The following is a 13,044-nucleotide window of genomic DNA, read 5'->3' on the forward strand; positions in this document are numbered from 1 at the left end:
ACTTATTTTTTATTCCAAACACCATATTGGTCCAACTCCTCTTTTGATATGCTTTCTCCCAGAAGTGACGCATTTACTACTACTGATACTTCCGTAATTTCTACAGATGGATAGGTTTTACCAGTAGCTTTAGTGATATATGAAAATTTCTTGCTCGCATAAAGAGCCCCTCTCAGAACAAAAAAATTATCATATTCATTAGTGGAATCTGTTTTTTTGCATTAATGCGTCCCATGGTACTCCAGTGGCCCATGCCATACCTGTCTCTACTGTAGCTGTTATTGTATGGAATGTCCTATATGTACCTACAGAAAAAGGTATTTGACCTATAGCATCAGACCAGTATGGAAGGTTGTCGATCAATGACAGTAAATATTTATCTCCTCCATCAAATGCGTTCTTCCAATCGCCAGAACCATTATTTAGATAAGAAAGCAATGCCCTGTTGACTAGTGAAAAATTAGCAATATCCTTCCACGAATATACTTTGTATGCATCCTTCACATAATCTTCTTGATTTACATACAGCAATTCACGATAGTTATCGGCTAGAGGCTCGAACCATTGATATTTATACTGATCGTAGAGTACCTGAGCCGTCAGTACTTTAAGTGAGTCTGCCTCTCCACCGCGTAAAACAAATAGTACACCAGCATTTTTACGTGTCACAATTAAGATAATAGATCACAGACATTATGAATAAGAAAACTGACAAGTACGGATATTCTGCTATCTGATATTATTATTTAATCGACTATTTACATTCATGAAGAGTCCAGCCAGACCAACCATCATCTGAAGGATATAAAACATCAATACCAGACCATTCTGGTTCAATTTTATCTGAGAATTGATACTCCCAAAAATACCAAGCAGAACTTCTTATCTTCTCATTTTCTTTATTATAGACAACGAAAAATGATTGATTTGAAAATAACTTTAGCACTCGCCCCACCCCACCGTAAGGTTTATAGTTAGGAACATAAGTTATAAAGTAGCATAAATTATTTTTATTCCAATATTTATCACTTGGCGTGGCGTTTTTATATGCCAACACTTTAATTACAAATAAGGTTGCCATCATTAAAAAAATCAAAGACAAAAGAAAAAATATCGTATTTCTAATTTTTTTACGCATTTCATTTACTCCTTGAAATATATTCTTCTATATCAACAGAATTTAAATGAATAATAATATCCACAGGTATTTTTTTGACTTCTGAGTAAACGAAAAAATCCCCAGTCCTATCGCTAGATTTATATTTTTCTCTGTATTTAACGAAGGAGTTATTTGTTACCCGATAATAATTTTCACCATCATCTTTTATGCTCTCTCTTTCTAGAAACTCGCTCACAATACTTGGTTTTATGACTCCGCCCCACCCCCAATAACCTAACGGTTGATCGTCACCATCATTCATAAATTCGTATGTATCTCTCACATATAACCCTAGCTCTCTTATTTCTAATCGGAAGAAGCCATTTTTATCCGTCGCTATTATCATATTCATAAAAGCAACCTTTACGATGAATGAACCTAGTGCGCCATAAATATCATCTAGTTTATCGGTAGCCTTTTCCCACAAGGTACTTCCTATGGAAACATAGTTAAATTGAGATTTTTTATCTAACTCTATAGCTGACAAATCACTAAAATCCAGAAATTGTGTTTTTAATGTTTTATCTTTTCTATCCACAAGCCCCATATGATCCAAACGGCCAATAATAGCGATTAATCCATTTGTTAATTGATCCATCATCCCTTCTTTTCTTCCCAGATAACCATTATATTCACGTACATATGATATATTTCGTATGAAATTATCGATAACTGGCCCAACTCTTTGTGATGCAGTGTATAACCATTCAAATTTAATATCGTCAATTATATGTTTCTTATCTATTTTTTGCATGTCAACCTTGTTCAATTTTTCCTTTTTATTCATTTCATAATAAGAATCATAGAACCACTTTCTCATAAACCTTGCTGAAATAGTCCACCCCATACGATCCATTACTGTTGGAATATCTGTGATTTTGAAAACCTTAATGGGGATGGTTTGTTTGCTGTCTTTCTCATCTGTTAGTTTAGATGTAACGTTTAAATCACCCATAGATATTATCCTATTACTAAAGAATTTTGTTCTAAGATAGTTAGAACAATTTCAGACTCTTCGGTATGACTTAAAAAACCCGTAAGTCCGCTCTCACCTGTGACCCCTTTTGTTATGGTTCCTGAAGGTGATTTTAATACATAGCTGACTCCATCAATTGGCTGAAGAGTTCTATCGTCTAATAGAATAAAGCTCCGTTTATAACTATCAGTTGCACCAGGCATAAATGGAATTTCAAGCTGTTTTGTATTTTCCGCCGTCATCGCCGACCTTTTCACTTTCCGCACATATTGGCTCGTCGTGCCGTACTCTATTTTCCCTGGCTCTATTTTCAGATAACTGCCACCGCCGTTGAGAGTAATACGTTTTTTACCCGCTAATGAGATGTCAGCAGCAGAGGTGAGAGTGAGTTTCTTCTCGGCAAATAACCGCATATTGCTGTTCTGCGCCTGCATCTCGACCGGGCCTTCGCCCGATTTCAGGCTTAACTGCCCACTACGGGCAAACAGCCCCAGTTTGTCGCCGGTCAGCACCGTCATATTGCCCATCACCCCAGCACTGATGTCGCCTCCGGCATTTATCACCATGTTGTCACTGGCACTTAGCTGCATATTTTCACCACTGGCGAAAGCCACGCCCAATGGGGCCGAGAAATGAATAACTTCATTGAGCGGTTGCAGCCGCTGCGCAAACATCGCCCTCTGGCTGTCAATATCAGCCTTTAGCGCCTCGGCCTGCCCAGCGGCGGCTTTCAGTTGTTCAATCTGCTGCTGAAGATGGTCGATTTCTTTCAGCGCCACATCCATATCCAGTACTTTTCCGGTGGCTTTCTGCTGCTCGTCAGCACTGACAAACAATCCCTTAGCGGCGCGTATTGCCCCATATTCATCAGTGCGCAATTCGGCACCGGTTCCGCGTGCGGCCCCTTGAGCATCGACTAAATGGCCAGTATTCAGCTGAGTTTTACCAAATTCGGTGGCGAGCTTGATATGCTCTTCACCCCGCTGGTCTTCCATCCGTAACTTTGAGTTCGCGGGCGTTCGGAGGATATTGCGGGTGTGATTATCACGATTAACGTGATCCGGATATTCAGAATCATGCAGTGCATAGGCGATATATGGCAGGTCAATATCACCTTGGCTGAAAGCGACGGCCACCTCAGTGCCATCAATCAGCGGGGTATGCCAACCATAAGTATCACCAGCATATGGTTTCGCCAGACGCAGCCACAGATAAGCATACCCCAGCTCCGTGCTGTTACGGTCAACATCCAGTTTCACTCGGTAACGGCCGGTGTCATCAAGCCAGGCATAGAGGTCATTCTTCTCGCGACTCTCAATTCTTGCTGGGAGTGTGCCGTGGATTTCTGGCCGCGCTATTTTCGGCGGGCGAAAACAGTAACGCTCACTGTACGGGATGCCCCACACCGAGACATGCAGGCGTGAATCGCGGGCGGCGCTGAAGGTGGCGAGTGTGATAACCACGCCTTCTGTCATTGCTTCAATCACACTCCCTTGCGGCTCCAACACCATACCCGGTGTCAGGGTGGACGCATTACTGAACAGATGAATACGGGCCGACCTATTCAGTTCTCGCTCGTGATGAAGCCGGGCATAAAATGCCCCGCTTTCTGTTTCCGGTTCAGGGTCTGCATCATCACCTGCCGTCAAATAAGGGGCGCTATAGTGATAATGTTCACCTGTGGTTACCGCATCGTTACGCACGCAGACAGTGGCATCCAGTGGCGTGGTCGCTAAACGGTAGTTGTAGTCACGGATGCTGACATCCTGGGTGACAACATGATGCCAACTGCGGACGTTCCAAACAGACTCCACAGCACCGTCGTCAAGGCCAGAAGGTTCACTATAAGGAAGACGCACATCAAACTGGTAATGTAACTGGCTGTCGGCAAATATCAGCATTTCCTGCTCCGTTGCCAACTGCATTTCAGAGCGGAACCAAATACCTACCTCAGACAGCAGCCGCTGGATAAACTGCAAATCCGTTTCCCGCCACTGAGTTATCAACTCTCGCGGTGGATAAGTACGTTCAAGGCGAAAATCAAACTCTGGCCCTTCTAACCCATGTTTACGAAGTACCCACTCCACGACTTCAGGCACTGACTGGTTCAGGAAAACCCCACTGCTTTGGCTATGAGAAAGTAACGCCAGGCGGGACTCAAGGATGACACGATAGTGCGACTGATCAACCGAGCTGGACAGCCATTCCAGTTGCGTGAGCACCCCGTAAACCACTTTGCCGCTGCGCATCCGCAAAGTGGCATATTTCATCAGGACATGCTCTGGCGGAATATTCATCGCCGGAACGGTAAACTCAATATCCCAAGTGAAAGGCGTACTTAATGCCTCGCGCCCACGAAAGCGCAGTACATCCGGTTTCACTATGCTGTCGTTAATTTCCAGTACATAGTCGGACTGACCATCCAAAAGCCGTAACCGGTTATCCATAACGTTACCCCTTCAGCGGCACCAGAGTGAACCCATTACTGCCCAATTCAATGGTGCGTGGTTTGTCTGGGTCAAGTTCATCTCGGCTCAGAACCAGACGCCAAGTGTTTTCTTTCATATCTGGGCGATTAAACAACCCCACGATGGCAACAAATTGTGTGTTTTCATCCATTGGCATGTCCAGTGTGACATTGCCTTGTGGCATCACCAGCACAGACCTCGAGGCCAGAATATCGTCTTTAAGTGCTGTATCAGCATTACGCAGCAAGGTCTGATAGTCAGCCGAATCCACATTCTTGCGTTCTTTGAGTTGATACACTCGCACCATCGTCGATAACGGTGTTTGCTCACCGTCAGCATTAATCGCTGCACGGGGAGAAAAATCCAAATGCAGCGTTTTTATCTGCTTATAAAAAATGGATTTCGTCAAATTAACGGTGCCATCCTTGACGGTCTGAGTCAAACCACAACCCACCAGCGGGACACTCAGGGTAAGGAGAAGCAGCCGCCATCCAGTGACTAGTGTTGCCATTCAGAAATTCCTTTTATTGAGTTATGAAAAGAGGGGTGTTATTCAAAGCGGTAATGGCCATCTTCTGCCGGAGGCAAAGGCGAGCATGTCAGCCCTTCATAGCAGCCCAAGCTGACGGTGATAAATTGTCGGTTATCGTTGAGTTTTCCATTCTTCAGTCCGAGCAAGCCCGTGCGTCCCAATTGGATACGTCGGCTCTTTTCAAGCCGAGGCTCAGGCAGTAGTTTGACAGGCACGGTAAGGCGCAACCGCACATCACTGCGATAACCCAAGTAGACTCGCATTAGCGCCAGTAAATCGGTATGTAGCGATCCGCCGGGAAGCCAGCCACGGGCTTCTGTCGGATTAGACGTAAACAGCGTGACCTTTACACGACTATTCGCCTCTCTGGCTGTTTTACCTAATGTCGCCCGCTGCGATAACGACACTCTATTTTCGCGACTCAAACCACAAGGGGTAACGTGGATTTTAACCGGATCATGCTGAATGACCGTGGCCTCAGTATCCGGTGCCAATAGATTGACCAACGCGCGGATCCCTTCGGCATTACGTGTGGGCAACCTCATGGTGCCTAACAGAGCTAAAAAACGGGAAACGGGTGTAGCAATTTGTTCTGCCGTGCCAGGAATACCGAGCCCCACTAACCCCAACAAACACTGGGAAGTTGCATCTGTGCCCCCCGCCTCAAATGTCGCTGGGTAGGCATACTTTCGCCAAATACGATAATATTGGGTGGTGATGCGGTGGTTAAATATATCCAGAAATGCCGTTAGGGCTTCATGCCCTTCTCGGCGTAAGGCTATATCATCCAAGTACGTGCTAGGTAACGGGGAGTCCACGCCGTACATGCCAAGAAATGTAGTCCGTACGGTGGGCGGTAAATCTGGATTGTCTTCGTCGGTCTCAACAACTTTTAACTCGCTAACAGGAAATCCCATGCCCGGCCATGGGCGAAAGCGCACCGGATCGGTTCCTGGGTGGCTAGTCCCCCCAAGTAAAGGGGAATTCGGCGAAGCCTGCTCCAATAACTGACAAAATCGATAAAAGTTAACGCGCCAGATATCTTGACTTAATGCTTGTGTCAGCCCGGTACGTGCTGACTGTGGTTCTCGCACCATCTCAGTCGTTTCCCTGTGGGTTGCAGCACCAGTGTTAACTGGTTGAAAAGATGTATATCGGCATAGAGTGCGAAGAAGCGATGCAGCATCTCACCAAATAAATTCACATCGCCAATGCCGGCAAAATTATCCAGATTGAGGGTAACTTCGATATCCACGCCTCTGAGCATAAATCCCCGTTCAAAACGGCGAATAAGCGTGTGTTTTACCGCGACAATCGCCTCCAGGCGACGGCGATTCATCTCATCATCCGTCCAATCATAGAGCGCCAAAGTTCCTCGGAGTACCTCTGGGTTATCCATCATGCTGAGGAAGTTGGAACCGAGATGGCTCATCACCCGCCAGTGAAAGCGATCATTCGCTGGAGGGTACAGCGGTAAACTCGGTGCTGATAGATTAAGTACGCGAACCGGCACTTTGCCCGTTTTTACCACCCGATCCAGCAGGGTACTTTCCAGTGCTTTACGGGGGAGTTGGCCGTTAGTGCCAGTAATACGCATGGAGAGGGATTCTGATTTTTCTGCCAATTGCTCCATATCAAAAGAACGCCCGCCGAGGATAAGCCAAGTGTCATACAAGCCTGATGCGCCCCGCTTGACTCGGGTGTGATAGTAACGTTCCGGCGCATCATGACGCATCATGCCACCTCGATGACGAAAACTGGTAAAGGGCACGTACGCATGTTTCCCGTTTTTAACCGCGCCATGGATATTGTCTACGCTATATATTTCGGTATGCCCATCCTGAAGACGCAGCGGCCGCAATAGGTATTCGTTATCTAAGGGATTGAGTGTCAGCGGGTCGGCTTCTAGGGTGAAGAGGTTGATCACCGGAGCACAATGCAAGCGAAAGTTTTCAGTCTCAAACGGCAAGTCAGGCGACCAAGCTTCACTGAGTACAATGTCAATTTCGAACCAGTTGTTATCTGGTGTCAGGCCAATGGTTTCTAATCCATTCAGTTCCACAAACATAAACTTCGGCCGAAAGCTGAAATATTCCAGCAATAACTGATAACCGCTAAAAGCAGACTCGGCTTTAGGCCACAGCCTGTCTTTGTCGTCAAAACCCATGGGTTTGCACCAACCATCAAACATTCGGCGCTCAGTTCGTGTTCCCGCGTGACGGGCATACATAGTATGAACATGGCGGGTTAATGCCAGATGCAGTGCAGAGCTAACAGGGCTTTCCGCGTGGAGATAAATGGCAACTTTATCTAGCCCAGCTTTCGCCCAGTCCGTCTTTTCCGTACATTCAAAACGTAGACGTATGGCAGAACGTCCATCGGTTTCTGTCTGTAACTGCGCATCGGCAAGGTGTAGCGGTTGAAGTGTGACATCGCGAGTGGTACGGTATTGGCAATGGGTTTTATGTTGCCCTACAGGACGCGACAAAACAGAGAAGCCCTCCGACAGTGACTCAGCTTGGCGTAGATTGCGCCAATCGGGGGAGAACTCCACAATCGCCAAGGACGGAATGGTGCGCATATAATGCGGCCACAGCAGGCTGACAAGCCCTTCCGTGAGCTCGGGTAGGTCGTCATCAAGTTTTTCACGCATACGACCCATTAGGAAAGCGAACCCTTCAAATAGGCGCTCTACATAGGGGTCTCGACCACCCGGTTTATCCAAGTTAAGCATGGCTGCTCGGTCTGGATGGGCGCGGGTAAATTCTTTACCGGCTTCACGCAGATAGCGCATTTCGGCTTCATAGTAGCGCAGCGTTAAATCATCCATGCCAGAGGTTCCTAAAAATCATCAAAGAAAAAATAAAGTCAGCCACAAAGCACCATCGCTCGAGCCGGATCGATGGCAATAAGACCGGCCATCAATGTCTCCATTTCTGGTGTCAGTCGAGCTTTATCAGACTCGCTACGACCCGCTTTCATGCGCAGTAACTTCAAGCGGCGGGCCTGCACTTCAAACAGCAACGCCGGTTCCCAGTCGCTGAGTGTCAAGTGCGGCCCTGTCACAGCGAGTTCGCCGAGTAAATGCAGCGCCATATCGTTACGTCCATATTGTTCTGCCACCCTTGCCATCAGCAGCCGTATTAGCCAACGATGGCGAGGGGCGTCCATCCCTGGGCGCGTCTGTAGCCAAGTTATTGCGGCTTCTGGGCCTTCGCTATCCCCTTTTTCCATGGCTTCGGTTTCTAGCGTAAGCACATCATCAGCTTGGCTATTGGCAACACTGACCGGCGCATCATGGAAGGTCAGTTTATCTTCGCTCACTTTCTCGTTAATCCAGCTCAGGGTGACCTCATCGGCAAATGGTGTGCCATCGTTCCAAGCTAAAGTTTCTAATGCAGGGAGACGTTTCAGGAACAACCGTAGATCGAGCAAAATATATTCAGACCACACCTCCCAAGGCTGGCCGGCACGATTTAACCCCTGCCAGAGATACCACTGCACATCGAGCCAAAAATGGTTCACACCTTCGCAGTACATCTGGCTAGCCTGCTCAACTAATTCTGCCCAACTCTGCTGACGATATAGGCGTTTGAGCTGTGCGCGGTACTCCGGTTTTGGTGGTTGAAGTCGAGTACGACCGCTGGCATCCAAGGCGGGAATTTGGTCGACCGTATCCCAGCGCACTGTTTTCATCAGACGGTGTGAAGCCAGCCAGCCATGCGGCTGCTCCCCGAGCCAGCGGGAAAGTAATTTTGTCTGATCCAGCAAGTCACGACCTGACTGGACGCTAGACAACTGAGGAGAATGGCGGGTAACTACAGTGGATGCTGGCTCTTGAATGCTGCTGTTTTGCGGCACAAGCGCTCCCAGCCCACCGGAACGCGCCAAACGATTTTCAAGTGCAGTGCACAATCCAGCCAAAGAAGGTTGTTCATTCTCCGGCCAATGACTGACCGCAACATGCAAATGATAGAGTGCACCAGCCGTCAACTCAGCATCCGCACGCGTCACTTCAGGCCAAAGCGCAAGGCTGTCGAGCACTTTGGCACTATTAAGCCACTCCAGTGCGCTCTTACGCGCAACAGGGCGTAGCGGATAACAGGATGCACCAAAGCGCGTTATCATCGCCGACAGCAACGTTAAGCCCTCTGCCAGCCCTTTTTCTCCATCACGATGCAGACGTGCTTGGATGTACCAAGTTACAACACGGATATCTTTGGCGGTCTGGCAAAGGATTTTCTCTGCTAGCTGGCACAATAACTCTGGACTGGCCCCTGAAAGCTTATTGATTTCCTCTCTCATCGACTGGAAATCGTCTTGATAAGCGGGATCCTCACCGGTATCTGCCTCAGGGCTGATTGGCATCAACCAGTTACTCCATAGAGAGGCGGCGTGTTCGGCCAAGGAGAGGAGTTTCTGCTGTTCAGCCTTATCTGCTGCGCATACGGCTAATAATACTTCCGGTGAACTCATGCTTTTCCCCGCGAGTTTAGTTTTTTCATCACGCCCACAGACTCGTCACCGCGGTTATTCTGCATCTGCAATAAACGGTTCAATGCTCTCGGCCCCCGGTTCAATATTGAAAATTGACTCGGGCAGACGGAACCCTTGAAGTTTGAGGAGCGCCAGCGGCCCATCACCGAGCTCACTACGGAGGATGAACTTGATGGGATTTCCGTCTTGAGTCGTCCAAACCAATTGAGTTCGACCGCTGTCCAGTGGGGTCACTTGGGCCTTATCAAGTAAACGAATCAAGCCCCAGTTACCTTGGTTATCAGCATGCAGTCGCATGCCTGTATTCACGCCGCGCCAGCTAAGCTGAACACCGGGATAGTAGGTATTCCCCGGCCAAGTGAAACTCTGCCAACTCTCCATCTGGTTAAAGTAATCCAGACTCTGTTCATCAACCGTGAGTTGTATTCGAGCGATATCTTTAGATGGGCGCGCCATGAGTTCGAAATGCACACTGGCATCCCCTTGGGCGAAGACAATGTCTGAAATATCCGCTAACTGGTTAATCGCATTAAGGAAAGCAGGATTGACTGTCATCCCTTGGCTGGCTGCAGGGTCTACCACCCAGCGATTGCCTTCTTGATGCAAAATTCCCCCGAGGTTGGCTTTCAGGAATGCGGTAATGCGCCCTGAATCGCTGCGCAGAAACTGTGCCAGCAAAGGCAACGAAGCATCACTGCCCATCGCTTTAAATGGATAGCGACCAGCAAAAGCTTTATTCCACTGATCAACAATAGCATTCTGCCAACGGGCATTCAGGCTCCCAGCCGCTGGAGCCAGCACTTGTCGCCAGGCCAGATCCAGTGGCTGCACAAATAGCGCCTGACCAAAACCGCCCCATTCCTGGCCAAGACTGGCGGCCATCAAACTGCCATAGTCGCGAGTATCTGTCAGATCGATAGCTTTGCCCTGAAAGACCGTCTGGGCCAACATTTGTGACATTGCCTGCGGGTCTGGTGCGCTGGTAACTTGTTGAAGTTTTAGGCGAACCTGGGTGACGCGAGCCAGCCATGACTGAAAACTCAAATTACCATTGTTACCCGTGCCGTCTTTGCCTTCAATAACCCCTAACAATGGAGCAAATACGCTGTCCAGCGGCCCACGAGGCCCTTGGGCTTGTTGTATAAATTGCTTAGCGTTCTTTTCCCGCCCGATCAGTTTCTTGGCTGAATCTACAATTGAATCCGCCAATGCCTCACCTTTCTGGCCAGTTTTCCCTTGCCAGGCAAGCGTATTCATTAAAGCAACTAACGGCGATTGACGTACATCCGCCAGCAGGTTGAGCTGTGCAATGGCCTCAGAGAGTGAGCTTGCCGCATGCCATTGAATGCTGTTAACCATATTCAGCCAAGCATTACCAAAGTCAGTAAAATAGCGGTCCGTGAGCCGCGCTTTTAGGGCTTCCGGCGACATTTCACTCTCCGGTTGATGTGTTTTGTCCGTCAGTACCCAATCTATCTCATTGCGCCGGTTTTTCACCACATCCTCAATCGCCTGTTGGACTTGCTCTTCCCAAGCCTGGCGGGTAAACATGCCCGGAACAACTTCATCGGTACTGAACAATGTTGCCGCATCCGTATCACCGGTCATATCAGCCAGTGTTAAGTCTGGCCAGTTGCTGGCAATACGCTTGAGCATATCTTGATACAAACCCGCATCTGCATTGCGTTGCCCTATCTGTTTGAGCAAAATTTGGCGCACTGTACTGATAAGTTCGGTATCAGGTTTTATTTTCCATTCCGGATGTATCGGCAGATTTTGGGCATAAAAACCCAGCAGTTTCGGGGCCTGTGATTGCCAAGCTCCATCTGGCACGCCTGCTCGCTTCGGCCAGGACTGCATCATGTTTTTCGACCACCAAACCGCGTCAGCTTTATCAGGATGAGACAGCATCAGGTAGCTTTTAAGCAGGTCATAGGCGCGCTGTGTGCTCTGCACTCTGGCCTCGCTCGCAGGAGGCAACTGCACAAAGGCATTCAGTTGCTGATGAAGATGTTCAGCAGTGGCATCGCGCATCAGTTCATTGTTATTACGGGCATACAGTGGCCAGAGAGCGGCCAAAGTATCGCTATCTTGATTAAGCCCAAAACGGGTATACCAAGGCGCGCCTTTTGCCTCACGGTTCTGTAAACGAGCAATGGCCTGTTGCAGTACAAGTTGGTTACGCAGACGCTCTGGCAGTGGCTGTTTGATATCACCGGCCAGTCGGGCTGTCTCTTGCGCCTGATGTATTTGTGTCCGGTTGACACTCAGCGACAACAACGTACCCGCAGCCCAAAAAACAACCAGAGCCAAGAGTAAGAGGCGCAGCACCTTCAGCCCATCGACAGTCAATTTTTTCGCAGTAACATTTCGGCTGTCTTCTATCACGGCCTGCCAAGCTGGACTGTTCTGCCGAACGTGAGGTGTGATATCTGCGCCGACAAGTTCTGGGCTAATCATGAGGCCACGAAGGCGATAAGCAGCAGTCCCCTGCATCAGTCCGTTTAATAAGGCTGTCAGTCGGGCTTTTAGCTCACCTTGTAGACGGGAAGACAGTCGCAGCAACCAGTCATGACGGGAATCGTTCAATATCTGCGCCATACCGGCATGACGTAAACGGGGAACCAGCTCATCAAGAGAAGAAAGTGCCTCTTCTGGCGAGGTGCGTAATCCGAACAAAGTGCCTATTGATGCCCGTTCTCTTTCTTGCTGTGAACCGTCTTCTTTATCTATCAACCACAACCACACTGGAGCCTGCCAGCCCAGCACTTTATCGCTTCTCTGGCGGTTGCGTAAAAAGGCATCACGTTCGATTGCCGACGGGAGCGAGTCAGTATTGAGCACTTGCACAATGCCGTCTAGCGGGCGGCGTGGTCTCACCTGTTTCAATGAGGCCAGGAACCCACTATCCGCCAGCAACTGGGCATCACCCGCGTGAACCATAACAATGCCATCACCCTCCTGCCACCTATCACGCGTTAACCCTGGAACCGCTTTCTCAACATCAGCGCTATCTCCCTGTATTAACAGGATACGGACTTTATTTTTCCAGAAACGCCCATAGCGCAGGTGAAGGTGTTCAGTGAGTGACTCTGGGGCAAACTGTGCCCCGTCTTCATCGATGTGAGATCCAGACCCGTTATCTGCTTTGTCTGCCTGCTGGTTTTTATGCCAACGTACACGCAGACCGGCTTTTCCTGTGCGTTCGAACATACGTTCCACCGCCCAAGAAATGACCCCAACAACGATCACCAGCAATGCACAATACAGGGCGATCCCCGTGGCATCGTAAGGCCCGAATCCCGTCGCCCGGGCAGTTGCCTCCGGCCAGTACCAGAAAATCCCAGCGACAATCAGGATAATACACATTAAAAATAGAGCAACAGAGCCAATAACGGATGAGAGTTTCATG

General features: G+C 48.5%; 9 protein-coding genes. All 9 read right to left on the bottom strand.

Annotated elements, in window-relative coordinates; all coding sequences use genetic code 11:
* Positions 1-198 precede the first annotated feature (198 nt).
* The 9 genes from D5F51_RS18385 to D5F51_RS18425 all read right to left on the bottom strand — a co-directional run bounded on the left by D5F51_RS18385 (position 199) and on the right by D5F51_RS18425 (position 13,043).
* A complete protein-coding gene (locus D5F51_RS18385) occupies positions 199-669 on the bottom strand; it encodes a hypothetical protein (protein WP_129198328.1) in 471 nt (156 codons plus the stop codon).
* 85 nt (positions 670-754) lie between these two features.
* Complete coding sequence (locus tag D5F51_RS18390) at positions 755-1,138, bottom strand: hypothetical protein (RefSeq protein WP_129198330.1); 384 nt, start codon at positions 1,136-1,138, stop codon at positions 755-757.
* A 1-nt stretch (position 1,139) separates the two neighbouring features.
* Positions 1,140-2,114 (bottom strand): DUF6402 family protein, encoded by a 975-nt coding sequence (locus D5F51_RS18395; RefSeq protein ID WP_129198331.1) that lies wholly within the window; start codon positions 2,112-2,114, stop codon positions 1,140-1,142.
* 5 nt (positions 2,115-2,119) lie between these two features.
* A complete protein-coding gene (locus D5F51_RS18400) occupies positions 2,120-4,582 on the bottom strand; it encodes a type VI secretion system Vgr family protein (RefSeq protein ID WP_129198333.1) in 2,463 nt (820 codons plus the stop codon).
* 4 nt (positions 4,583-4,586) lie between these two features.
* Entirely contained in the window at positions 4,587-5,114 is a 528-nt protein-coding gene (tssJ, locus tag D5F51_RS18405; RefSeq protein WP_129198335.1) for a type VI secretion system lipoprotein TssJ, read from the bottom strand.
* 38 nt (positions 5,115-5,152) lie between these two features.
* Positions 5,153-6,232: a type VI secretion system baseplate subunit TssG gene (tssG, locus tag D5F51_RS18410; RefSeq protein ID WP_129198336.1), complete on the bottom strand. Its 1,080-nt coding sequence runs from the start codon at positions 6,230-6,232 to the stop codon at positions 5,153-5,155.
* Positions 6,196-7,965, bottom strand: a complete 1,770-nt coding sequence (gene tssF, locus D5F51_RS18415) for a type VI secretion system baseplate subunit TssF (protein WP_129198338.1) — start codon at positions 7,963-7,965, stop codon at positions 6,196-6,198. The genes tssG and tssF overlap by 37 nt, the downstream gene beginning before the upstream one ends.
* Before the next feature lie 38 nt (positions 7,966-8,003).
* The gene (gene tssA / locus D5F51_RS18420; RefSeq protein WP_129198340.1) at positions 8,004-9,611 is read right to left on the bottom strand and encodes a type VI secretion system protein TssA; all 1,608 of its coding nucleotides are present in this window, start codon (positions 9,609-9,611) and stop codon (positions 8,004-8,006) included.
* A gap of 54 nt (positions 9,612-9,665) precedes the next feature.
* The gene (locus D5F51_RS18425) at positions 9,666-13,043 is read right to left on the bottom strand and encodes an ImcF-related family protein (RefSeq protein WP_129198342.1); all 3,378 of its coding nucleotides are present in this window, start codon (positions 13,041-13,043) and stop codon (positions 9,666-9,668) included.
* Between the last annotated feature and the right edge of the window lies 1 nt (position 13,044).

This window comes from Yersinia hibernica (assembly GCF_004124235.1).
In the GTDB taxonomy this organism is placed as follows: domain Bacteria; phylum Pseudomonadota; class Gammaproteobacteria; order Enterobacterales; family Enterobacteriaceae; genus Yersinia; species Yersinia hibernica.